Below are 23,916 nucleotides of genomic sequence, written 5' to 3' on the forward strand. Positions count from 1 at the left end.
AATAAGTTATCACTTTATATTTGTAAGGACACATCAATGATAAAGCATATCCGTATTTTGCCCGGCGGACTGATGGTGCTGGCCGCCGTTTTGCTCTGCCTGCTGACGGCCTGTCGCGACCACAGTCGCGACGGCATGAGCGGCGCTGACATAAATGTCTATAACCACGGCCCGGATGACATTGTTTCGGTGCAGGTAAACGGTTACGGGGGCCCCAGGGCTAATCCCTACGGCGGCGGCGGCGGCTTCTGTTGCGTGATGGTGCCAGATGTCTGGCGGCCGGGACTGACGGCAAAAATCACCTGGACTTCCGATCCTAATGCCTGGATGAAATCGAGTGAGATGCCGGACGACTATGAAACTCACTATCAGAAACATGGGCCGATTACTGTCCCTATCGAACGTTGGGAGAAGGGGCAGGCCTGCGGATTTGATGTGCATATTTTCCCCTGCGATAAAGTGCGGATAGTCCGTTCCTGCATCCCGCCGGGACAGCCGGGATATCCGGTTCCCCAGTCGCCGCCAGACTGGAAGCAAAGAGCTCAGAAAATACTTATCAAACATATCAGGGAGGAAGTTGTATGTCCGACGCCGCAGACTCCACGTTAAGTGCCCTGAAGGCGCTTATTGCCGCCTTCCAGACCGGCGCCACCCCGGTCGCTGTCAAAACGTCCACCGCAGAAGCGGCCAGTTTACCGCCACACTTTCCCGGGCCGGATGATAAAAAGGGGAAAGCGCCAGCGGATAACTCCAAGCAGCAGAAAACCGAATACAACGAGCGCGGGCGCCTGCCGGCGAGCAGAACGCAGACCGAAGGCAACTACGCCAGGCAGTACCTGGAGGGGTATGTTAAAGAGTCCGATCATCAATCGGATAAAAAAACGGAACCGGGCTGCCCGGCCAGCCTGCATATTAGCCTGTTCTTCGACGGAACCTGCTGTAATAAAGAGGGGGCTGATGAAGTGTACGGCTCCCGCAATCCGCCGCTGACCAATATTGGCCGTCTTTACCATGCGGCAAACTGGAGTGGCCAGTCACCGCCAGCGGAAGATGACGGCTACTTCAGTTACTACTTTCCCGGCTGCGGGGCGCGCTTTCCGGAGATTGGCGAAGAGCACTACTCGCTGGACGGCGAGCTGTTTGCCAACGGCGGTGAGGACCGTATCAACCAGGCGCTGCTTAAAACCTACAGCAGCATCTGCTATGCGGTGAACAAAACCGCGATCAAAGACAGCGAACTGACCAGATACCGGAACAGTATGGCCACCGTCTGGCCCTTCTCGCGGCTGACCCAGAAGTTTAACCGTAAAAGCGCGCTTGACAAATTCTGCGACGACCACCTGGGGTGCGTGGTCAATCAGTGGCCGCGGCAGCCAACGCGGCTGCATATCCAGCGCTCGCAGCGGCGCATCGCCAAAATCAAGCTCTTTGTCTACGGCTACTGCCGGGGGGCCGCCACCGCCCGCGCCTTCGCCCGCGGGCTGGAGTCGCTGCTCGATGACGCTAAAATGCCGCTTGATGCGACAAATATGCTGCCGGCGGGAACGGTGGTGCCCGGCGGCCCGACCCTGCTGGGCATCCCCATCAGTATCGAGTTTATGGGGCTGCTGGATACGGTCTCCGCGGTTGGCGTGCCGCATATCCTGCCGTCGGCCACCGGGCATCTGGGCTGGGCGGCTAACAGTCTGCGCCTGCCGACCACCAAAGGTTTTTTAAAAAGCTGCTACCACTTTGTCGCCGGCCACGAACAGCATGGCGACCTGCCGCTGGACTCCATCCGCGGTCCGGACGGTAAATACCCGGCGGGAGCGGTGGAGGTGGTCTATCCCGGAATGCATGCCGATGTCGGCGGCGACTGTAAGCCTGCGGAGCTCGGCAAAGTGCAGACCGATGCCGCCAGCCTGCTGTCAAAGATTGTGCTGCACGATATGTATGCCGCCGCCTTTGACGCCGGGGCGCCGCTGAGCGTACCTGAGGAGGTATTGCCCGGCGGCGCCAAAGGCAAAAAGTATCGGGTAATGAGTAATGCCGTTATAAAACAATTCAAAATCTCCGCCCAGGCGATCGCCCTGTTTAACGCCTGGCAGCAGGCCGGGGCGCAGCAGGCGGGGGCGAAGACCGAAACGCCGGCCGTCAACGAGGCGGAGGTGGTGGCCATCGCCGTGGCTCAGGGCCGGGATCCGGTTGCCGCGCTGAAGGCGGCTCACGACAAGGCGGATAGCGATAAGGCGAAAGCCGCCGCCGCCGCGAAGCCGCCGGAGAACGGCCCGCTGGGTAAACTGCCGGATCCGGTGTATGTGCCGCTGAAGGCCAAAGCGCTGGAGGTGATGCTGGCGGACCAGCTGAGCTGGATCACCGCGTGGCGCACCGAGCGCTTTGCCAGCCCGCAATACGCCGATAAGTATTATCAGCGTAAGCCTTTTTATCAGCAGGCGCTGAATGAATCGTCCGGCGCGCTGCCGTCGGCGGCGGCGCCCGCGGAAAGCGAAGGGCCGCGTGAAGTGCCGTTTATCGATAAGGATCGTCTGGATCGCGCGGCGTGGGGCTATGACTTTGCCCATACCGGTATCGTGGCGCTGCTGGCTCAGGTGCTGCTGGATGTGATCCCCACCACGCAAACCGACCAGCTTGGCGGTCCGCTGGTGGCGGCGCAGGAGTCGGAATATATCCAGATCAAGAAAAGCGGCGATGCCCGGCGGGCGGCGCTGATGGGCTCGCCGACGATGCTGGATTTTTATGATAACTACGTGCATGACACGCTGGCCAAATATAATCATGATCCGCTGCACTCCTCGTTTTCCCACGGTTATTTTGCGTCGCGGACGATTTACGATAACGATGATGATACGTGGGATTCGGTGAAACAATTTGGCCAGCGGGTAAAAGCGATTATAGATATTAATGTCGGCGATATATTAGTGCAGGCGAGAACGGATATGAAAGATCTGAATACGGTATCGGGCGTGCTGGGTAAAATATATCGCGATATAAAAAGCGAGGCTTTTAAAATACTGCTGCCTTAATTCGTTATCGCCATATTCATTATATCCGCTAAGTATCCTTAATAACGCTATACGGGCGTGATGATGCACGCCCGTGGCTAAGGGAATCATCAATTTTATGTTCAAGGAAAAAAATGCCGCGGTAATGACCGTAGCGGCCACCGCGACCCTGTGTCTTGCCGTCTGGACAATTGTGGTCCTGCTGGGCGGTCTGGGATGGTGGAACTGGCACGCCAACCGCACGCTGCAGTGGACGGCGGTCCGCGAGATAGTGACCGTCTGCAGCCTGGTCTGGGCGTTTGGTCTCTGTCTTTGGGTACTGGGCTTTATTGCTTTCCACCTGTTTATCAGGCAAAAAGCCGATGGGCAACAGCGTCAGACGCGGACTTTTATTAGCCAGCAGACAAAACCGGCGCAGCCGTTTGCGTCCTTAAAGCACACTCTTCGTCGCCGCTACGGCCGATTGTGGCGCAATAAGGTCCGCCTGCTGTGGGTCGCTGGCGAGGCGGCGCAGATTGCCGCCATCGTTCCCGGCCTTGCGCAACAGCAATGGCTGGAGGGCCGCGGTACGGTGCTAATTCACGGCGGTAGCCTGTCGGCGAAGGTGGATAACGAGCGGCTCAGCGTCCTGCGTCGGCTGCGTGGCCGCCGGCCGCTGGATGGTATCGTGCTGGCGCTGGACAGCGCTCAGGCCACCGACGCGAACCTGGACGGGTATTTGCGTACGCTGGAGCAGGTTGCGCAGGTTCTGCGCTACCAGCCGCCGGTCTATCTGTGGCAACTCCACGACAGCGACTGGCCTCAGGATACGCGCATTACCCAGACGCTGGGGGCGTTGTTCCCGCCGCGGGCCGTCCCGCAGGATGTTGAACGGCAGCTTCGCGCCATTCTGCCCGCCATGCTGGCGCAGGGGACCCAGCAGTTGTGCGCTGATTCGTCCCACGATTACCTGCTGCGTGTCGCTAAATGGCTGAAGGAGGGCGGTATCAGCGGCTGGAAGACGCTACTGACGCCGTGGCTTACCGGGTATCTGCAACAGATCCCGCTCCGCGGTCTGCTGTTCAGCCCATCGTTAAAGGCGGAAGAGGAGGCGGACAATGGGCTCTATCCCCACCATTGGTCAGCCCCGGCCGTCTGGCAGGGGATCATCGCAGACTGTGGCCGCGCGCGCGGCGTGCCGGTGGGGGTGGCGTGGCGCCGCTCCCTCGGCGTCGGCCTGCTGGCGCTGTTTGGCTTGTGGGCGGCGGGAAGCCTGCTCTCTTTTATCGTCAACCGCCAGCAAATTGTCAGCGCCACCCAGCGGGTACAGCTGCTGCGGCAGCCCGTCGTTAACGACCAGCAGTTGATCGATTTGCAGGTGCTGCGCAACGATATCGGCCGTCTACAGAATCAGCTCGCCAACGGCGCGCCCTGGTATCAGCGCTTTGGTCTTAATCATAACGAGCCGCTTTCTACCGCGCTGCTGCCGTGGTATGGGCGGGCTAACCAGCGTCTGATCCGCGACGCGGCGGCAGAAGCGCTCACCCGGCAACTGACGGTGTTGGTCAACCTGCCGCCGCGCAGCCCGCAGCGGGCGCAGCTGGCGAAAGCGGGTTATGACCAGTTAAAGGCCTATCTGATGATGGCGCGTCCGGATAAAGCCGATGCGGCGTTTTACCGCCAGACAATGACCGCCGCGCAGCAGACGCGTCAGGGAGTCGCCCCGGCGCTATGGCAGAGTATCGCCCCCGATCTATGGGCCTTCTATATGGACAACTTGCCGTCGCAGCCGGCGTGGAAAATCACCCCGGACGCCGCGCTGGTGACGCAAGCGCGTCAGGTGCTGCTGGCGCAAATCGGGCGGCGCAACGCTGAAAGCACGCTTTACGAGAACATGTTGCTGCAGGTGCGCCGCAACTATGCCGACATGACGCTGGAAGATATGACGCCGCAGACCAATGCCAGTCGGTTGTTTACCACGGAAGAGGTGGTTCCGGGGATGTTCACCCGCCAGGCGTGGGAAGGCGGCGTGCGCGAGGCGATCGATAAGGCGGTGGCGGCCAGGCGCGATGAGATCGACTGGGTGCTGAGCGATAGCCGCCAGACCGTCAGCGGCGATGTCTCCCCGGAGGCGTTGAAACAGCGGCTGACCGAGCGCTATTTCACCGATTTCGCCGGGGCGTGGCTGGGTTTTCTCAATAGCATTCGCTTGAATCCGGCGCGCAATATTGCCGATGTGACCGATCAGCTGACGTTGGCGGGCGACGTTCGTCAGTCGCCGCTGATTGCGTTGATGAATACCCTTGCCTGGCAGGGGCAGACCGGGCAGCAGCGTGAGGGCGTGGCGGATTCGCTGGTGAAATCGGCTAAACATCTACTCGATAAGGATAAGCAGCCGTTTATCGATCAGCAGGCCGGCGGCGTGCGCGGCCCGCTGGAGAGTACCTTTGGGCCGCTGCTGGCGCTGATGGGCAAAAATCCCTCTCAGAGCGTGGTCGCCGCAGACAGCACCCTCAGTTTACAGACCTGGCTGACTCGCCTGACTCGCGTACGCCTGCGGCTCCAGCAGGTGGCAAACGCCCCCGACCCGCAGGCGATGATGCAGCAGCTGGCGCAGACCGTGTTCCAGGGCAAAAGCGTCGACCTGACCGACACCCAGGAGTACGGCAGCCTGGTGGCGGCCAGCCTCGGCGAAGAGTGGAGCGGTTTTGGCCAGACCATGTTCGTCCAGCCGCTGACGCAGGCCTGGGAGACGGTGCTGCAGCCATCGGCGGCCAGCCTCAACGAGGCGTGGCAGCGTTCTGTGGTCGCCAACTGGCATTCGGCTTTTGACGGCCGCTATCCGTTTGCCGCGGGTAAAAACGATGTCTCGCTACCGATGCTGGCGGCATTTATCCGCCGCGACAGCGGGCGGATCGACCGGTTTCTCACCAGCCAGTTGGGTGGCGTGCTCAACCGCGAGGGCAGCCGCTGGGTGGCCGATAGCACGCACAGTCAGGGGCTGACGTTTAACCCGGCCTTCCTGAAGGCGATTAATCAACTGAGTTCCTTGTCCGACATCCTGTTTACCGACGGCAGCCAGGGGATGGGGTTTGAACTACAGGGGGTGGCGACGCCGGGTATTGTTGAAACGCAGCTCACCCTCGACGGCCAGAATATGCACTACTTTAACCAGCTTGCCGAATGGAAAAGTTTCCGCTGGCCGGGGACGTTCAACAAACCCGGCGCGATGCTGACCTGGAGCTCAACGGCGGCGGGCGCCCGGCTATTGGCGAACGACAGCGGCCCGTGGGGCACGCTGCGTATGCTGGAGAGAATGAAGCGCCAGCAGATCGGCGATGGGCTGTTTCGCCTGACGGTCAATACGCCGGATAGCCGGCAACTGCAGTGGTTACTGCGTACGGAACTCGGCGATGGCCCGCTGGCGTTGCTGAAACTGCGAAACTTCACGTTGCCGACACAGATTTTCATCGTGGAGGCCCCACGAGCAGAACCGTTTGCCGACGGTGACGTAGAGGAATAAGGGCCGACATTCACTCTGCAAGCGCTGCTTTACAAGCAGCGAGTTTTCTAATTCTGACATCTGAGATATTCCATGGACGATTTAACTCTGCGTTATTTTGACGCTGAAATGCGCTATCTGCGCGAGGCTGGCGAGGAGTTTGCCCGCGCCCATCCCGATCGCGCCGCGGCGTTAAACCTCGATAAAGCCGGCGCCCGCGATCCCTATGTTGAGCGGCTGTTCGAGGGCTTTGCTTTCCTGATGGGGCGGCTGCGCGAAAAGCTCGACGACGACCTGCCGGAGCTGACCGGCGGGCTGGTGAGTATGATCTGGCCGCATTATCTACGTACCATTCCGTCGCTGGCGATGGTGGAGTTCAGCATCGACTGGCGGGAGATGAAAGAGCCACAGCGGCTGGAGAAGGGGACGGAGGTGATCTCCCGGCCTATCGGCGAGACGGGCACCCGCTGCCGTTACACCACGACCCAGCCGCTAACCTTACAGCCGCTCGCGCTCTCCCGCGCCAGTATCAGGACGCTGGCGGATGGCCGCCAGGCGATTTGTCTGCGTTTTGATTGTGGCGAGCTGGTTGACTGGAGCACGCTCGACCTGCGCCGTATCCCGCTATACCTGAATGCCGATGCGCCGCTGGCCTGCGCGCTGCATGAAGCGCTGACCCTGAACGTGGCGCACATCGGCATACGTCTGGCGGGGGAGACTGATAGTAGACCGCTGGCGGCCCATTTTGCCGTCTGCGGGTTTGCCAACGATGAGGCGCTGCTGCCTCAAAGCGGCGGGTTCAGCGGCTACCAGTTGCTGCTGGAGTATTTCAGCTTTCGTGAAAAATTTATGTCGGTCGCGCTGTGCGGGCTGGAGAATATGACGTTTCCTGATGCGCCGGGATGGTTTGAGATAGACGTGGTGCTGGATAAATCGTGGCCGCAGGAATACGCGTTGTCAGAGAAACATCTGCGCTTACACTGCACCCCGGTTATTAACCTGTTCCCGCTGGAGTCGGACCCGCTGCATCTGGACTCACTACAAAGTGAGTATCTGCTGCGCCCCATGCGCGTCCAGGGTGGACACACCGAAATCTATTCGGTGGAGTCCGTCACCTCTTCTCACCTTTCCGGCACTCAGGCGTATGTGCCGTTTACCAGTTTTCGCCACAAAGGCGGCATGTTGCGCCATGATGCGCCGGAATATTATTACCACACGCGCGTTAAACGTGGCCCGTCCGGGCTACATGATACCTGGCTGACGCTGGGCGGCGAGGCGTTTGACCAGCATCGCGTGCCGCAGAATGAAACCCTGTCATTGAGCCTGATCGGCACCAACGGCCAGCTGCCGCGCCGGGCGTTGCAAAGCACGCTGCTGGACACGGTGGTCAAATCCACGACGTCGCGCCTCCAGGTGCGTAATCTCAGCGCGCCGACGTTACCGTGTTATCCACCGGATCGCGACCGTTTTCACTGGCGGGTGCTGAGTCATCTCGGCAGTAGTTTCTTGTGGATGATGGATAACGCCGAGGTGTTGCGCGGCGCGCTGGCGTTGTATGACTGGACGGATAACGAAATGAACCGCCGTCGCCTGCAGGCGATCGTCGATGTGAGCCACTGTGAGGTGGAACGTTTTGCCGAGGGGCATTTTCTACGCGGCGTGCAGATAGAAGTGACGCTCGACGGTAACGGCTTCGCCGGGCACGGCGACATCTGTCTGTTTGGCGAGATGCTCAACCGCTTCTTTGCCCTGTATACCGACATCCACCTGTTTAATCGTCTGATTCTGATACTGCAACCTACCGGAGAGCGTCTCGAATGGCAGGAGAACCACAAACGCCGCATTCCCGGCTGAGCCCACGGCTTGAGCGGGATATTCAGCGCATCAACTTTTACCGCTTCTGTCAGCTACTGGAAAAATCGCGACCTGGCGCGCCGGCATTAGGCAGCACGCTGAACCCGGCGGATGATCCGATACGCTTTCGCCCGCATCCGGGGATGGGTTTTCCGGTCAGCGAACTCAAAGCGGTGGAGTATGATGAGGCGCATCCCGACGCGCCGCCGACGCTGCGCACCACCTTTATGGGGCTATACGGTGTCGATTCGCCGTTACCTACCGCCTGGCTGGATGATATTGCGCAGCAAAGAGAAGGGCATGAGGCGCAGGAAGCATTTCTCGATATTTTCAACCACCGCATTCTGAGCCAGTTTTATCGCATCTGGCGCAAATACTCGTATCCGGCAACCTTTGAAGACGGCGGTCGCGACCGTACTTCGCAGAGCCTGCTGGGGCTGATCGGGCTGGGCATTCCCGGCACCGCGCAGCATATTGCCGCGCCGGTATCTCGCTTTCTGGCATTACTCAGCGTGATGCGCCTGCCCGCGCGTACCGAAGAGGGAATTCAGGCGCTGGTACGCTTGTTGGCGCCCCATACGCGGGCGGAAGCGTCGCCGCACTGCCCACGGACGGTGTACCCGGCGCAGCCGCTGGGTTTTTACGGCGATAACGATTTCCTGCTTGATGGCTACACGGTGCTGGGCGATGAAACGACCGAGATTGCCAGCCAGTTGCTGATCGCGCTGTATACCGATGATATCGCCGAGGCCGCAGGCTGGATGCCGGAAGGGCAAATCTATGCGGACTTTCTGGTTCTGCTGCGGGTTTATCTCGGCTGGCGCTATAAGGCCAAAATCACCTTAACGCTTCCCACGCCGCTGTTACCCGCGCCGGTACTCGGCGAAACGCCGTTTATGCTCGGTATTACCGGCGTTCTGGGCATGGAGGGGGACGCGGTTCCGCCGGATTTACCGGCCACGTTTACCACGGAACTGGGCGGCTACCGCGGCATGCCGCTTGCACCATTATCACAAGGAAACCAACGTGTTGCATATCACTTCACTTAAACTATCCGCACTGATTATTCTGCCGTTCATGCTGGCGGGCTGCGGGCTAACACAGAAAATCAGCGACGGCGCCTCATCCGCCGTAAAGTCAGTATTTTATCGCCAGGTGAAAACGCTGCGTCTGGATTTTAGCGCGCGCAATGCGTTAAACACCGATAACCGCGAGGATAACAGCGCCTCCCAGCCGGTGATGGTGCGGGTCTATGTGCTGAAAGATCGCAAGACCTTCGATAAGACGGTTTACCAGCAGCTGGCGGCGGAAGGAGAGGACATTTTAAAAGACGACCAACTGGCCAGCCGCGGCCTGGTGCTCAAACCGGGAACGGCGATGAGTCTCACCATGCCGCTGGATGAACAGGCGCAGTATGTCGCCGTGGTGGCGCTGTTCCGGGCGCCGGATCTGACGAAAAACGACTGGAAGCTGGTGCTTGCCCGTGAGGATCTTGACCCGGACCGCGCGCGCGTCATTGAGGCCAGCCATCATCAACTTGTTCTGCAACCGCAGAAGGACAAGTGAGAAACGCGCTGCGCAATTTTATATTCAATTAATAACCTCACGGACGCCATGATGGCCAAACCTGATTTTATTTAAGGTTTGGCCTGTTGGGGAATCATTTAACCGTGGGCAGATCGCTATATCGGGTGGTGTATCGCGGGGAGAGCATTTCCCGCTTCATCTGCCACGGTTGCTGGATACCCTGGCCGGCGAAGTAAAGCGTCCCACGTCCGTCTTCTGCATTCAGGCGGTCCAGCACCTCCATCAATTTTTGGCTGTTTTTTCGCGGCGCATTTTCGTCAAACAGATTAAGTTGCGCGACGCCCTGGCTATAAAAATCGCCCAGCATTACCCCGGCCTTCTGATACCGGCAGCCACTTTGCCAGATGGCATCCAGACAACGCGTCGCGGCGGCGATAATATCCCTGCTGTCCTGCGTTGGGGTAAGCAGGGCCACCGAGGCATTATTGGCGTAATACCGTTCGTCAGGCGCGAAGGGTGAGGTTTTTACAAAGACGGAGATAAACCGGCAGTATTGATGTTCCTGACGAAGTTTCTCTGCTGCCCGGGAGGCGTAACTACAGATGGCCTGGCGCATTTCTTCGTACTCGGTGATGCGATGGCCGAACGAACGGGAGCAGACGATCTCTTGCTTTACCGGGGCAAACTCTTCCAGCTCGAGGCAGGGCTCGCCGCGTAATTCACGGACGGTTCTTTCCAGTACGACATTAAAGTGTTTTCTGATAAATCGGATATCCGTGTCAGCCAACTGCAATACTGTCCGGATCCCCATCGCTTCAAGCCTCTTCGCAATGCGTCGACCCACTCCCCAAACCTCTTCCACCGGTAGCGCCGCCATCAATTTTCTTTGCCGCTCCGCATTCGACAGGTCAACCACGCCTCCTGTCTGCTGTTGCCAGCGTTTTGCCGCATGATTCGCCAGTTTAGCCAGCGTTTTTGTCTGGGCTATACCGACGCCTACCGTCAGGTGCGTGCGTTGCCGTACCGTGGCTCTGAGCTCATGTCCAAACTCGGTAAGAACGCGGCAGTTACGCACGCCGGTAAGATCGCAAAAAACTTCATCAATGGAGTATTTTTCGCAGCGAGGCGACATCTCTTCAAGCGTCGTCATTACCCGGTTGGACATATCGGCGTAGAGTTCATAGTTGCTACTAAAGCAAACCACGCCATGATGTCTGAAGATATCTTTTTGTTTAAAGTACGGTTCACCCATTTTCACAAACGGTTTGGCTTCCGCAGAACGTGAAATCACACAACCGTCATTATTGGACAAAACGACCACCGGGCGGCCGCGTAAGTCCGGGCGAAAGACGGTTTCACAGGAAGCATAGAACGAGTTCACATCACACAGGGCAAACACGATCAGCCCGCCGATTTCACGATGTAGGTCACCACGCCAAAAATTTCCAGACACTCTTCACTGCCTGGCATAATCGGCTGGTAGGCGGGATTATCAGGTTTGAGCATGACAACAGGATGTAACTGGAGGCGCTTAACCGTGAATTCTCCATCCACTGCGGCAATAACGATGCTGCCATGGACGGCCTTGCGGGAGCTATCCACCACCAGTAAATCACCATCGCCAATGCCAGCGCCAATCATTGAGTCACCGCTTGATTTCACAAAGTAGGTGGCGCCTGGATGCTGAATCAGCAGTTCATTCAGGTCGATACGCCGCTCAACATAATCCTGCGCGGGGCTAGGAAAACCGCAGGGAACAAGGTCGCTGAACAGCGGTAATGCCACGATCTGGCGTAGTTCGGTTAGTGTGAAAAACTGCATGATGATCACCGATTATTTTTACTGTATGCATATACAGTATTGTAGATCGGTGGCAGAGATCAAGAGGGGCGTACCTTATCAAAACCTGCGCCAGCGCCCGGCTGGCGGGGGTTTTATGTCTGAAGCCGGTTGATAAACAATAGATTACCTCATCGCTAATATTAACGACTTCGCCGTTTAGCTGGCGAAAATAGCGCGACGATTTTATGTAAAAAGAATCTGAATATGACTGAGGTAAAGGATCTGATATTAACGAGACCGGGATGTCTGCGCGATTAACGCGCAGGGATTGCTCACCGGCCGACCGTATGCAAGAGCTGGCCGGTGAGCAAATGGCTGTGATGGCAGTTCGCAGCCGCGGTTATTTTAAAGCGTCCGCGCAGGTTTAAACATATTTCTTCGCGCCAGGAGGCTATTTTCAGACTTACCTCATTACCGTTGCTAATAAGTCAAACCACTAATTAACGCCTGTTAAGAAAGCTCCACTACTAATAATGACGATATAAAGATGAACAAAAGCACAGAGTTGAATAATTAAGAGTATTCCTGGGGGAATTATCGGGCAGAGAGATGACTTCTGATAAATATTCAGGATAATTTATCAATCTTAAGGAATTTGCCCCGCGGCTGCCTGTACCATAAAGGAATCCATATGGTTAATCGGATATCGATCCTGTCATCTGTCGACAGCTCCTCGTTATTATTCTGGAAATTCAGCGGGCAGGAGAAACTGTCCGAACCTTTCCACTTTCAGGTCGATTTACTCAGCCAGGATTTTGCTATCGACCGTCAGGCCATGCTTGGCAAAAACATGACGGTGGCGGTCCCCGGCCAATGGGGGCAGGAGCGTTATCTTTCCGGCAAAATCACCGCCGTTACCGTGCGCGCCGAAGATCTTGGCGAGACGCGCTACGCCGTCTATCAGACCACGCTGGAACCCGATTTTTGGCCGATGATGCGCGACCGCAACTTCCGTATTTTCCAGCAGCAGCGGGTGCCGGATATCGTGGCCAAACTGTTTAGCGAGCATAACGTTAAGTTTGAGGACAAACTTACGCGTAGCTACCGGCAGTGGGATTATTGCGTGCAGTACGCGGAAAGCAGCTTCCATTTCATCAGCCGTTTGCTGGAGCTGGAAGGTATTAGCTATCTGTTCCGCCACGATAAAGACGGCCATACCCTGGTGCTGATGGATGACTATCAGCAGGCTGAATCCTTCCCCGGTTATGAAACTATTCCCTGGCATGCGCAGCCGGGCGGCGGCGCGGTCGGCGAAGAGGGCATCAGCCAGCTGATGGCGAGCCACGTCGTCACGCCGGGGCTTTACAGCACCGATGACTATGATTTTCGCAAGCCCCACGCCTGGATGCTGCAAACGCTGCAGAACCCGGTCTCGCCGACGCCGGGCAAAATCGACGTTTACGACTGGCCGGGGCGCTTTATGGAGCACGGCGACGGCGAAGCCTACGCCCGCATTCGTCAGCAGTCCTGGCAGGCCGAACAGCAGCAAACGCAGGGTATCGCCACCGCGACCGGTATCGTCCCGGGACACACGTTTACGCTGACGCATGCGCCCAATATGGCTGATAACGCTAAATGGCTGGTGGTGGGCGCCCGCTATGATTTTGAAGAGAATCAGTATGCCTCCGGCGGTGGAAATACCGCGCAGCACCGCATCGCGTTCACCGTCATTCCCGCCGCAACGCCATTTGTCCCCGCTTCAAAAACCGACTGGCCGCGCACCTACGGGCCGCAAACCGCTCGCGTGGTAGGGCCGAAAGGAGAATCGATCTGGACCGATAAATATGGCCGGATTAAGGTGAAATTCCACTGGGACCGCGAAAGCCAGGGCGATGAAAATAGCTCCTGTTGGGTGCGCGTTTCCAGCGCCTGGGCCGGCCAGGGTTACGGCGGTGTGCAGATCCCACGCGTCGGTGATGAAGTGGTGGTGGACTTTATTAACGGCGAGCCGGACCGGCCGATTGTCATTGGCCGCGTCTATAACGAAGCCAGTATGCCGCCGTGGGCGCTACCGGCGGCAGCCACGCAAATGGGCTTTATGAGCCGCTCAAAGGATGGTTCGCCGGACAACGCCAACGCCCTGCGTTTTGAAGATAAACCCGGCGAAGAGCAGCTCTGGCTGCACGCCGAGCGCAACATGGATACTGAAGTCGAAAACGACGAGACCCATGATGTCGGCAATAACCGCACCAAAACCGTCGGCAAAGACGAAACCAGCCATATCAAACAGAATCGAACCCGCACGGTGGATGGCAATGAAAGCGTTACCGTCGGCAAAGATCGCAGCAAAACCATCAATGGTAATGAAACCACCACCGTTGAGCAGAACCGTACCGAGAGCGTGAAGGGGAATGAGACCCTAAGCGTTGAGCAGAACCGCGATGAAACTATTAGCGGCAACCATACCACCACGGTGAAAAGCAACCATACCGCGACCGTCGAAGGCAAGCAGTCTCTGACGGTCGTACAGGATCGCACCCGTCAGGTGCAGGGTAACGAAAGCGTCAGCGTCCAGCAGAACCGTAACGTGCAGGTCACCGGCAATCAGACGCTGGGAGTGACCGGCAATCACGATATTTCCGTGACCGGTAAGCAAACGCAGACCATTGCCAGCAAGCAAGAGGTGACGATCGGCGCCGGGCGTACCCTGAGCATCACCGGCGGTGATACCCGCTTTACGCAAGGGAGCGTAACCGACAGCGCTACCGATACCGTACATATCAACGTGGGTGAAAGCGGCATTCTGATAAGCAACGGCAGCGTGGAGATTACCGCTGGCGGGTCGACGATCACCATTAACGCTGCCGGCGTGATGGTGAATGGTAAGAAGATTGAGCTCAATGCCTGACAGGGAAAAGGAATGAACGCGGCGAAGAATCCGACCGAAAAAGTGATGAGCGAGCTTGAGCTTAGCTGGCTGGACGCCAGCGAGCAGGCGGAGCAGATCCGCTTATTTATCTGGCGGGTGCCTGCCGGCGGCGAGTCGCTGCTTGATGGTTTTATCGCGCTGCAGCAGCACCCCGAAGGGCGCTCGCTGCCGGATCTGCTGCTGGGGCTAACCACGCCGTTTGAGACCAGCTATGGCTACAGCGACGCGCTCGGGCGCGAGTTTGTGGAACATTACGAAGCGACGCCGGATGCCGCCATATGGGATGCCGAACGCTTTCTTCCGACCTATAGCCCGGCGCAGTTGCGGCAGCTGCTGCAGGATTTTGCGACGACATTTCATGACGATTTACGTTATCTGGTGTTGGTGCTGAAACCCTCCGCCGTCAGCGATGAAAAGGCGTTGAACCGCTGGTTGAACGGCTGGCTGGCGCAGGAGGCGTGCAACGCCAGACTGTTACTGATCGACACCCTTGAGCAACCGATCTGGCAGCCGCTGTATGAGGCGCATCCGCGCAGGGTACGGCTGCTGACCGATGATGTCGACAGTATGAAAGTGATGCACCAAACCGCGCGCGGGCAGAGCGATCCGAATCCCGATCGCCTGCTGTTTCGCCGCTATCTGGCTGACGCCATGCTGCTGCTGGAAAAAGGCAGCGCCGCGCAGGTGGCCGCGCGCGGCGGCATGGCGCTCGGCGTCGCCCAGCGCTGCGGTTGGGCCGACCAGCAGGCGATGATGCATAATCTGATCGCCGGCGGTTGGTTGAAAGGTAACGATCATCAACGGGCCGTCGAACACTACCGGCAGGCGCAAAACATCAGCGGCGAAATTGCCGATCCGGCGCTTAAAGGACAACTGCGTACCCAAAGCACTTTTGGCGAGGCCGGCGCCTGGTTCGCGCGCAAAGAGTATCTCCAGGCGGCGAAAGGCTATCGCCGGGCGGCGGGTGAAGCGCAAGCCATTCCACATCCGGTATTTGCCGTAGAAGGCTGGCGGATGTCCGGTTTTTGTCTCAACCTCGCCGGGCATCGGGCAAAAGCGATGGAGGAGTATGCCCACGCCATCCAGGCGGCGGAGCCGATCCCACGGCAAGAGCGCGCCCAGACCACGCTGCCGCTGGCATTTCAGGATCTGCTGCGCATCCATGATAAACGGCGAACCGAGGCGCTTGAAGCCTGCGCGACGCGCTGGCAAAGCGAAAAACAGCGCTTAATCCAGCAGGCGGAAGACCGCTTGCCGCGGGAACCCGTCGTCGAACAGGTAAAACGCGTGGACCGGCAGTTACAGCTACAGCTGGAAGCCGCGTTCGCGCTGATCCGCGAAGCGCGGGAAAAACTGATCCGCGGCGGCGATGACAGCTTTCGTCGCGTGATCCGCCTGGCGCGGGAGACGCTGCATCCGCACTGGAACGGCCTGCCGGAGATCGCCCACCCCTTTGATGCCCCGCCGGGTGAATGGCAAAGCCTGCCTGCCTGGGGAAATACCGATGCATCATCCACTGAAACTGCAGGGAGCAACCCGCTATGAAGACCCGGATTATTATTATTGTTGCTGTGACGCTACTGGCAATCCTGTTTTTAAGCCTCTCGGACGGCGGTTTCGCCACCGAAGTGCGCACCTTCCTGCGCGCGCTGCTGCGCGCCATGTTCTGAGGCGCGTCTGATGCACTCCGGCGCTCACTTCGACCCGCAGCTTGGCCTGGATATCCATACTTATCCCTGGCCGCTGCCGACGCCGCATATTGGCATCGTTTTCGACGTGTTTGATTATCTGCCGCTGCTGGGCACTACCGTACACGTCAACGGCATCAAACGCGCCAGCGCGGGGACCGGCGGTATTGCGGTGCATATTCCGGTCGGCGGCGTGTGGGTACCGCCGCTGCGCGCGCCCGGCGGCCCGCAGATGGAAGACGAGCTGTTTATGGGCAGTAAAACCGTCGCCGTCGACGGTGAGCCGTTTTCCCGAATCGGCATGCCGGTGCTGAGCTGTAACATCCTCGGGATGGTGCCGCCGTTCCGCCTGAAGCGGCTGAGCAAACCAAAGCCGCTCTCGCTAACGCTGCCGCTGACGTTTAACCTCGCGATTCCCAACAATGTGATTGTCGGCGGGCCGCCAACCATCAACCTGATGGCGCTGCTGATGCGCGCCGGGTTAAGCGGGTTGGGCAAGGGGTTGAAGAAAGTTAAAAAAACGCCGCAGTGGCGGCTGTTTATGCGGCGGTTTAAAAAGCTGCGCCAGAAGCTGTTTCGCAACATGGATCCCGGCGTCCTGAAATGCCGGGTGCTACGCGCCGAACCGGTTGATATCCGCGACGGTAGCGTGAGCCTGGAACATGAGGATTTTTTGTTACCCGGCCGCCTGCCGCTGGCGTGGACGCGAAGCTACTCGTCGGCGGATCTCGATGAAGAAGGGCTGTGCGGTTACGGCTGGTCAACCCCGGCGGACACCCGCCTTGAAATACTGGCCGATGAAGGCGTCGCGGTGTTGACCCAGCCTGAAGGGATGACGCTGTTTGCGGCGCTGCCACAGTCCAACGGCCGCGATCAGGGTATTGTCGGCCTGCCGGACGGTAGCCGCCTGTGGCGGGAAACCCGCAATGGCGAATGCTTCTGGCATGTTGAGCAGGAAGGGAGCGCGCGGCTGCAGTTTCGCGGTAAGCGCGGGCCGCTGGCGATTTACCGGCTGGCGGACCGTAACGGTAATGGCTGGCAGTTCGACTGGCAGGGGCGCGAGCTTGAGCGCATCCGCGAGTTCAGCACGCGCGGCATGAGCGGCAGAGAGATCCTCGTCACCTGGCAGGATGGCCGCCTGCGGGCGCTACGCCTGCGCAACGCGCTGGATGACGAGATCACGCCGTTGACCCGCTATGAATACGATAGCGATAATCAGTTGAGCGCGGAGATCGATGCGCTTTCGCATCCGCGGCGCTTCTACTATCAACAGCGTCATATGACCAGCCATGTCGACCGTAACGGCCAGGGCTTCCACTACCAGTTCAATGACGAGTGGCAGGTGGTCCACGCCTGGGGCGACGGCGGCGTATGGGATTACCATTTCGCCTGGCACGACTTGCTCAACGAAGTGGAAATCACCGATTCCAACGGCCATGTAACGTCTGTCAGCTTTGATGATAACGGCCTGCCGGTTTCGGAGGTCGATCCGATCGGCGGCAATACCGTCTTCCACTACGATGATTTTGGCCGTACCGTCGAACTCATTGAGCCGGACGGCAGCGCGCGTCGCTGGGAGTATGATGAACAGGGGCGAATGATCGCCGAACATCTGCCGGACGGTAGCCAGATTCAGGCGGCCTACAATGAAGACGGCGATCTGCTGACGCTGATTGATGAGAAAGGCGCGTGCTGGCGTTCGGACTATGACGAACGCGGCAACCTGCTGGCGGGAACGGACCCTACCGGCGTCACCACGCGCTATCAGTATGATGAGTACGGACAACTGAGCGCGGCGGACGTGCCGGGTTCCGGGCAGAGTCGTTATCGCTATGATCGGTTTGGTTTTTTGCAGGCGCTGAGCCAGGCCGGCGCGGGAACCACTCAACTGCGGCATTCCGCGCGCGGTACGCTGCTGGAGCGTATTGACGCTAGTGGTGGCAGCAGCCGTTTCCACTGGGACAGCAAGGATAGGCTGGTGGCGATGGTCAATCCGCAGGGTGGCGAAATTCGCGTCGCTTACGACCGGGAAGATTCACCGCTTCACTTCACCGATGAAGCCGGCCAGATAACCCGTTTTCGTTATAACCGCACAGGAATGCTGGCCGCCTGCGAGACGCCGGATGGCGCGACGCTTGGCTATCAGTACGACCTGGAAGATCGCCTGCTGGCGGTGATCAACCAGAACGGTCAGCGCTGGCAACTGGACCGCGACGCGCTGGGGCGCATCGCCGCGGAGACCGATTTCTGGGGACAGGTAACCCGTTATGGCTGGGATAAAGGCAACCGGCTGATCGGCCGTGAGGATCCGCTGGGGCGGCTGGTGCGTTACGGTTACGACCGCGGCGGGCGGCTAAGCGAGCGGCGCAGCGGCGATACCCTGCAGGCGAAGTATCATTACGATCCCTGCGGGCGGATGGTGCTGTGTGAGAATCCGTGGCGGCGGCTGGCGTGGCGCTATGATGACGCCGGGCGGGTGCTGCTGGAGGAGCAGGACGGTTTTCAGCTGCATTATGGCTATAACGAGCGCGGCCTGCTGGTCTCCCGGCGCAGCGACAGCGGTCATCAGGTGCGTTACGCCATGGATGAGTATGACCGGTTGAGCCAGATCCAGCTGAATGACGATGCGCCGATCGTGCTGGGTTACGATGAGGCCGGGCGGCGGGTCAGCGAGCAGCTGTCGGCTGAAGTGACGCGTCATTTCACCTACGACCGGCTCGGCCAGCTGACGTCGCAGCAGGTGTTGCAGAATGATTTACCGCTGTTCACCAGCGGCTTCAGCTGGGATAGGCTGGGTAACCTGACCCGGCGCGATGACAGCCTGTGGGGCAGCGATCGTTACGCTTACGATCCGGTGGGGCGCTTGACGGCCCATACCGCGCCGGACGGTACGCTGCGGCAGTTTGTGCAGGATGCGGCAGGCAGCCACCTGCAGACGCAGACCCGGGCGGTGAATGAGAGCGCCGGAGGCTGGTTCCGCGAGGGGCAGCAGCGCGGGGTGCGTTATGTATTCGATCGCGCGGGCGAGCTGCGACAGCGGCGCGATGTCCGGCATAACGGCGAGAAAGAGGATTTTAGCTGGGACGATAACCGCCAGCTGGTGGCGGTGCGCAAGGGCGAGCGGCTGGTGCGCTACGGTTACGACGGGCTGGGGCGCCGGGTGTTCAAGCAGACGGCGGAAGAGACGCGCTGGTTCTACTGGCAGGGCGACGCGCTGGCGGGGGAAACGGTCACTATCACCCGCGAACCGCTGGCGGCACAGAACATTTTTGATACCGGCAGCCGGCTGCAGCGGCAGAAAGCGCAGGCCGCGCTGTTCAGCAGTATGCGCGAGTACGTGTACTATCCGGGAAGTTTTCAGCCGCTGGCGCTGCTGACGCAGGAAGCGGGCAGGAAGGAGAGCTGGCACTATCATTGTGACCCGAACGGCGCGCCGGTCCGCCTGACGTCATTACAGGGCGAGATAGTGTGGTCAGAGAAGACGGGCGTATGGGGAGAAAAAGGGGAGATCTACGCCGATCGTATCAGCAACCCGCTGCGTTTCCAGGGACAGTATTTTGACGCTGAAACGGGGCTGCACTATAATCGACATCGTTACTATGATCCTGAAATTGCGGGATTTATTAGTCAGGATCCGATTGGATTAGCCGGTGGGCTGAATGTTTATCAGTATGCGCCGAACCCATTAAGCTGGATCGATCCGCTGGGACTAAAATGTGGCTTCGCGGAAAAGGACAATATAACCCAAAGGTGGGTAAATAAATTAACAGGTAAAACTCCGGCTGAAATAGACTCCCTTTTAACATCTAAAGGTTGGACGAAGATCTATCCACAAGCTGGTAGGCCTGAGGCTATTCAACATATACATTATGTGAAAACGACAAAATCTGGTACAACATATAAATTAGATTATCATCCTGGTGGTAACGCAAAACAACAAAATATTCATGGAAATGATTACTGGAAGGTTTATAGGACTAATAGTGAAGGTGAGGATATCGTATATGGACGTATAGGTCATGGTGGTTTTGAAAATTATGATCTAATAAAGGACTCTCCTGTTTATGTCGACGGTGTATTAGTAAATGGTGGGATGTAAAATGTTTGATTTTTCTGCAGAAATAAAATCATTTCATTCGTTAGGCGATGTGCTGTTAAATACAAATATATCTGTCTATCTTGCTGAAATGTATGCTGACCATTGTGTTGAGTACAAAGAGTATCTTCTACCTGATGCGAGTAAGAGATTTGCCTATGTATTGGATGATACTTTAACTATATCAACCGAACCTGATGGAAATATATTTTCTATTGGATGCAATCAAAATTACAAAGGGTTATACAAAAACTTATTATATGCCGGTCAAGAATTTGGTGAGATAAAAAAACTCACTTATCGGCAAAGAATATTTAATGGTTCCATTATTATAGACGAGGATTTTGGCATTCAATTTATATTACCCTCACCATTTGATGAGATAGCTGACAGTATAGATAACATTCCGTCCGACTTGAAATTGAATGAAATATATATAGGGGATTTTTCATTTTGGAATCCATGTAAATAACAAAGCAAAGCCGGGTAATAAATTAACTCTTCCCGGCCTTTATAGCAACGCTGCGCTTTGGGAACTCTATCTTAGAGCTTAGATTGGTGCGGGTTGACGGTACGATTGGCCCAGGGGATAGGATTGTTCGTCTGATCCGATTGGATTAGCCGGTGGGCTGAATGTTTATCAGTATGCGCCGAACCCGCTGGGATGGGTGGATCCGTGGGGGCTGACTGGAAAACCGTTAAACTCACCTGATATAAGCAAGTGGCTTAATAAAGGGGGAACGGTTTGGCAAGAAGTTGAAAGCAAAGTTTGGGTATACCAAGATAGTGCTGGCAATGTTGTTCGCTATCCAGAAGGGTTTCCAGATTTTACACCATATGAAAGGCAGAGTGTTAATGTTCCAGACTTAAGGGGAGATCATAGTAAGTCACCTGGAGGAGATTTTGGTAAAGCAGATGCATTAGCGCCAAAAGGCCAGGCGAATTATGATCTTAATACGTGGCATCATCATCAAAATGGCATCACAATGCAGGAAGTTCCCAAAAATATTCATCGCCGGTTCACCCATAGAGGCGGTGTATCTAAAATAAAAAGCAACTGTCAATAATATCAGGAGTTATAGAATGCCTATTTTGACTGGATTAAGTATTGATAAACAAGATATTAGTTATCTGGAGGGACATTTCTCTGTTGCTTTTCCTGATGATTACAAAGATTTTTTAAAAAAATACAATGGATATAGAATCGTGGCACCTGACTATTGCGATCTACCATTCGATAAAGTTGATAATGATTTTATTTCATTCGATGTGCTTCTTGGTTATAAGACTAGTAATAGTAATTTTGATATAGTTGAAATTAATGAAGAGTTACTAGATGAAATATCGTTTATTGATGGTGCACTAATAATTGGCATGGATCCAAGTGACAATGGCTATGTCCTGATAACTAAAAATGATTTGGCCGGAGTTTATTACTGGGACCGGACTTGCCTACATGCTGAGGATAATAAACAAAGCTATGATATTAGTGATGATGATGATGATTTAAATCATCTTTATCTTATAAATAAAACCTTTTCGGATTTTTTTGGAAGTATAATGAATCTAACAGCCAATAAAGGAATGAAGTTATCTACGGGATTGTAATGATACTCTTAATTTAAGGATATACTTCTTTAATACCCTGCATGGTTAATTATCATGCAGGGTTTAATAATAAATTGGATTGCACATCTATAATGTCAAGTATTAAAAAGTAATAAATTGGATCATAGGATTTAGGGAGTCTTGCTTCCTGATAGATATAAACATTCTGGAGATTTTATTGGCCCAGAAGAAAAATCTCAGTATTTCCAGTAAAGGAGTATTGCACTATGAAAGAACTCGAAAATCCAAGAATTGAATCCGAAGTTAACTCCTTTGTTGAAAAAGGAAATGCGTTGCGTAATGACAAAAAATATGCTCAGGCTTAAGAGCAATATGAAAAAGCCTGGAATATTTTGCCTGAACCAAAACCAGAATGGCAAGTTGCTAACTGGATTACCGCAAATATATTCAGCGCTTATTTTGACCTTGGTGATTACAATGAGGCAAAAAAAGGGGCGAAATGACGTTGCAAACGAGAGTAAGAAATATTTCTTTAAATGATAAAAATCCTCGCTACTGTGTGGGTTTTGCAATGCGAAAGCCCTTTGAGCAAATGGTATAATGCCGGGAAAAAGGATTCCAGCCGGCGGTACAGGCATTTTTTTGATTCCGGCAGCCGGCAGCATGCGCCGGTCCGCCTGACGTCATTGCAGGGCGAGATAGTGTGGTCTGAGAAGACGGGCGTATGGGGAGAAAAAGGGGAGGTCTACGCCGAACGTATCAGCAACCCGCTGCGTTTTCAGGGCCAGTATTTTGACGCTGAACGGCTGAATACCTTACTTACCTCTCTCGCGGCATCCCCTTCTTACTACTGTACATCGCTTTATCCGCACTGTTCAGCAATGTATCGGCATCCGCGGCATCGTGAGGGAAAAGCGCAATGCCGATGCTGCCGGAAATCGTAATAACATACTCGTGGATCAAAAATGACTGAGTCAGCGCATTGCTGATTTTTTCCGCCGTTTGTCGGGGGAGCGGATCGTTTACCTTTAATCCGGGGAGCAGGGCGATAAACTCGTCGCCGCCAAGGCGGGCTACCGTATCACCTTCTCGTAAAACGCTTTGTAGACGGAATGCTACCAGCCGCAGCAGTTCGTCACCCACGGCGTGGCCGTAAACATCATTCACCGGCTTAAAGCGGTCGAGATCGATAAAGAGCAGCGCCACCTCTGTCTCATTGGCGATAGCCTGAGTAATCGCCAGCTCCAGGCGATTAACCAACAGCCTGCGGTTTGGCAATCCGGTCAGCGCGTCGAAGTTGGCGTGCAGCCAGACCACCTGCTCCCGCTGTTTGCGGTCGGTGATATCGCGAATAAACGCGGAGAAAATCTGCTTGCCTGATTGTTGATGTGGCCAGATTGACAGCTCGATAGGAAACTTGCCTTTAGTGCGATGCAGGGCGGTAATTTCGATGGTGCGATTAAGGATATTCGACGGCTGAGCCGCCTGAAAGCGCATTAAACCTCGTGCGTGCTGCTCGCGAAACTCTTCCGGCACGATCATCTCGCCCAGGTTGTTGCCGATAGCTTCCCCTGCGGACCAGCCGAACATTCTTTCCGCGGCCTGATTCCAGTTAATCACTACGCCCGCATGATTGATGGTAATCACCGCATCCTGCGCGGTCTCAACCAGCTGTCGATGGTTCTCCTCGCTTTCTGCCAGCGCTCGCTGCATCGACTCAATCTCGCTGATACTCTCTTGCAGCTCACGATGCATTTCCGCAAGCGAAAGCGAGAAAAAGCGAATACGCTCTTCTACTGACATATTTTTCATTTCGGCGTAGAGATCGCTGGCGCTACGTGGTGGCATAAGGCGTTCCTGATGAATCGAAGAGAATATTCAACCAATATAACAATAAGTGTAGTTAAAAAAAGATCCGCTGCTGACATCTCCGCTATTTTATCTATTAAATAAAATCTATTGTAAATTTGTCCAGATTTAAATTTAAC

16 protein-coding genes and 2 pseudogenes are annotated in these 23,916 nt (G+C 56.1%); 15 read left to right on the top strand and 3 right to left on the bottom strand.

Annotated features, from left to right (window positions below; all coding sequences use genetic code 11):
- Nucleotides 1-36 precede the first annotated feature (36 nt).
- The 6 genes from tli1a to tssJ all read left to right on the top strand — a co-directional run bounded on the left by tli1a (nt 37) and on the right by tssJ (nt 9,903).
- Entirely contained in the window at nt 37-609 is a 573-nt protein-coding gene (gene tli1a / locus ABLV66_RS09970; protein WP_348876404.1) for a Tli1a family immunity protein, read from the top strand.
- Nucleotides 582-3,023, top strand: a complete 2,442-nt coding sequence (locus tag ABLV66_RS09975; RefSeq protein WP_512174048.1) for a Tle1 family T6SS lipase effector — start codon at nt 582-584, stop codon at nt 3,021-3,023. The genes tli1a and ABLV66_RS09975 overlap by 28 nt, the downstream gene beginning before the upstream one ends.
- A 97-nt stretch (nt 3,024-3,120) precedes the next feature.
- The gene (locus ABLV66_RS09980) at nt 3,121-6,504 is read left to right on the top strand and encodes an ImcF-related family protein (RefSeq protein WP_348876460.1); all 3,384 of its coding nucleotides are present in this window, start codon (nt 3,121-3,123) and stop codon (nt 6,502-6,504) included.
- 72 nt (nt 6,505-6,576) lie between these two features.
- On the top strand, nt 6,577-8,337 hold the full coding sequence (tssF, locus tag ABLV66_RS09985) for a type VI secretion system baseplate subunit TssF (RefSeq protein ID WP_348876459.1): 1,761 nt from the start codon (nt 6,577-6,579) through the stop codon (nt 8,335-8,337).
- Nucleotides 8,301-9,386 carry a type VI secretion system baseplate subunit TssG gene (tssG, locus tag ABLV66_RS09990; protein ID WP_315710886.1) on the top strand — a complete coding sequence of 362 codons (1,086 nt, stop codon included), beginning with the start codon at nt 8,301-8,303 and terminating at the stop codon, nt 9,384-9,386. Before tssF ends, tssG begins: the two co-directional genes overlap by 37 nt.
- Nucleotides 9,364-9,903, top strand: coding sequence for a type VI secretion system lipoprotein TssJ (tssJ, locus tag ABLV66_RS09995; RefSeq protein WP_348876458.1), 540 nt, complete (start codon nt 9,364-9,366; stop codon nt 9,901-9,903). The genes tssG and tssJ overlap by 23 nt, the downstream gene beginning before the upstream one ends.
- Nucleotides 9,904-9,997: 94 nt before the next feature.
- On the opposite strand, the gene ABLV66_RS10000 is transcribed toward tssJ, so the two are convergent.
- Together ABLV66_RS10000 and ABLV66_RS10005 are read right to left on the bottom strand one after the other, a co-directional pair.
- Nucleotides 9,998-11,263, bottom strand: coding sequence for a Y-family DNA polymerase (locus tag ABLV66_RS10000; protein ID WP_045398194.1), 1,266 nt, complete (start codon nt 11,261-11,263; stop codon nt 9,998-10,000).
- A 2-nt stretch (nt 11,264-11,265) separates the two neighbouring features.
- Nucleotides 11,266-11,685: a translesion error-prone DNA polymerase V autoproteolytic subunit gene (locus ABLV66_RS10005; RefSeq protein WP_015705808.1), complete on the bottom strand. Its 420-nt coding sequence runs from the start codon at nt 11,683-11,685 to the stop codon at nt 11,266-11,268.
- A 652-nt stretch (nt 11,686-12,337) separates the two neighbouring features.
- Between ABLV66_RS10005 and ABLV66_RS10010 the strand changes: the two genes are divergently transcribed.
- From ABLV66_RS10010 to ABLV66_RS10050, 9 genes and pseudogenes are all read left to right on the top strand, one after another.
- Nucleotides 12,338-14,554 carry a type VI secretion system Vgr family protein gene (locus ABLV66_RS10010; RefSeq protein ID WP_320482670.1) on the top strand — a complete coding sequence of 739 codons (2,217 nt, stop codon included), beginning with the start codon at nt 12,338-12,340 and terminating at the stop codon, nt 14,552-14,554.
- A gap of 12 nt (nt 14,555-14,566) precedes the next feature.
- Nucleotides 14,567-16,120, top strand: coding sequence for a hypothetical protein (locus ABLV66_RS10015; protein WP_320482671.1), 1,554 nt, complete (start codon nt 14,567-14,569; stop codon nt 16,118-16,120).
- Nucleotides 16,117-16,245, top strand: a complete 129-nt coding sequence (locus tag ABLV66_RS10020) for a hypothetical protein (protein WP_015366119.1) — start codon at nt 16,117-16,119, stop codon at nt 16,243-16,245. The genes ABLV66_RS10015 and ABLV66_RS10020 overlap by 4 nt, the downstream gene beginning before the upstream one ends.
- Nucleotides 16,246-16,255: 10 nt before the next feature.
- Nucleotides 16,256-20,362 carry an RHS repeat-associated core domain-containing protein gene (locus ABLV66_RS10025; protein WP_348876457.1) on the top strand — a complete coding sequence of 1,369 codons (4,107 nt, stop codon included), beginning with the start codon at nt 16,256-16,258 and terminating at the stop codon, nt 20,360-20,362.
- Between the two features lies 1 nt (nt 20,363).
- Nucleotides 20,364-20,831: a hypothetical protein gene (locus ABLV66_RS10030; RefSeq protein ID WP_047045164.1), complete on the top strand. Its 468-nt coding sequence runs from the start codon at nt 20,364-20,366 to the stop codon at nt 20,829-20,831.
- Nucleotides 20,832-20,958: 127 nt separating this feature from the next.
- A pseudogene (locus ABLV66_RS10035) lies at nt 20,959-21,042 on the top strand (RHS repeat-associated core domain-containing protein); the annotation flags it as partial.
- 303 nt (nt 21,043-21,345) lie between these two features.
- On the top strand, nt 21,346-21,426 hold the full coding sequence (locus ABLV66_RS10040) for an HNH endonuclease (RefSeq protein ID WP_080687169.1): 81 nt from the start codon (nt 21,346-21,348) through the stop codon (nt 21,424-21,426).
- A gap of 16 nt (nt 21,427-21,442) precedes the next feature.
- On the top strand, nt 21,443-21,967 hold the full coding sequence (locus tag ABLV66_RS10045; RefSeq protein WP_321140162.1) for an SMI1/KNR4 family protein: 525 nt from the start codon (nt 21,443-21,445) through the stop codon (nt 21,965-21,967).
- A gap of 626 nt (nt 21,968-22,593) precedes the next feature.
- Nucleotides 22,594-22,731, top strand: a pseudogene (locus ABLV66_RS10050) (sugar-binding protein); the annotation flags it as partial.
- A gap of 16 nt (nt 22,732-22,747) precedes the next feature.
- Here the strand turns inward: ABLV66_RS10050 and ABLV66_RS10055 are convergent.
- Nucleotides 22,748-23,776, bottom strand: a complete 1,029-nt coding sequence (locus tag ABLV66_RS10055; RefSeq protein ID WP_047077923.1) for a diguanylate cyclase domain-containing protein — start codon at nt 23,774-23,776, stop codon at nt 22,748-22,750.
- Nucleotides 23,777-23,916: the final 140 nt, after the last annotated feature.

The organism is Klebsiella sp. CN_Kp073 (genome assembly GCF_040065495.2).
Taxonomy (GTDB): domain Bacteria; phylum Pseudomonadota; class Gammaproteobacteria; order Enterobacterales; family Enterobacteriaceae; genus Klebsiella; species Klebsiella aerogenes.

What these genes read in the sequence shown, in the direction of transcription:
- tli1a (WP_348876404.1), top strand. Translation starts at nt 37, where the DNA reads ATGATAAAGCATATCCGTATTTTGCCCGGCGGACTGATGGTGCTGGCC.
- ABLV66_RS09975 (WP_512174048.1), top strand. Translation starts at nt 582, where the DNA reads ATGTCCGACGCCGCAGACTCCACGTTAAGTGCCCTGAAGGCGCTTATT.
- ABLV66_RS09980 (WP_348876460.1), top strand. Translation starts at nt 3,121, where the DNA reads ATGTTCAAGGAAAAAAATGCCGCGGTAATGACCGTAGCGGCCACCGCG.
- tssF (WP_348876459.1), top strand. Translation starts at nt 6,577, where the DNA reads ATGGACGATTTAACTCTGCGTTATTTTGACGCTGAAATGCGCTATCTG.
- tssG (WP_315710886.1), top strand. Translation starts at nt 8,301, where the DNA reads ATGGCAGGAGAACCACAAACGCCGCATTCCCGGCTGAGCCCACGGCTT.
- ABLV66_RS10005 (WP_015705808.1), bottom strand. Translation starts at nt 11,685, where the DNA reads ATGCAGTTTTTCACACTAACCGAACTACGCCAGATCGTGGCATTACCG.
- ABLV66_RS10010 (WP_320482670.1), top strand. Translation starts at nt 12,338, where the DNA reads ATGGTTAATCGGATATCGATCCTGTCATCTGTCGACAGCTCCTCGTTA.
- ABLV66_RS10015 (WP_320482671.1), top strand. Translation starts at nt 14,567, where the DNA reads ATGAACGCGGCGAAGAATCCGACCGAAAAAGTGATGAGCGAGCTTGAG.
- ABLV66_RS10020 (WP_015366119.1), top strand. Translation starts at nt 16,117, where the DNA reads ATGAAGACCCGGATTATTATTATTGTTGCTGTGACGCTACTGGCAATC.
- ABLV66_RS10025 (WP_348876457.1), top strand. Translation starts at nt 16,256, where the DNA reads ATGCACTCCGGCGCTCACTTCGACCCGCAGCTTGGCCTGGATATCCAT.
- ABLV66_RS10030 (WP_047045164.1), top strand. Translation starts at nt 20,364, where the DNA reads ATGTTTGATTTTTCTGCAGAAATAAAATCATTTCATTCGTTAGGCGAT.
- ABLV66_RS10040 (WP_080687169.1), top strand. Translation starts at nt 21,346, where the DNA reads ATGCAGGAAGTTCCCAAAAATATTCATCGCCGGTTCACCCATAGAGGC.
- ABLV66_RS10045 (WP_321140162.1), top strand. Translation starts at nt 21,443, where the DNA reads ATGCCTATTTTGACTGGATTAAGTATTGATAAACAAGATATTAGTTAT.
- ABLV66_RS10055 (WP_047077923.1), bottom strand. Translation starts at nt 23,776, where the DNA reads ATGCCACCACGTAGCGCCAGCGATCTCTACGCCGAAATGAAAAATATG.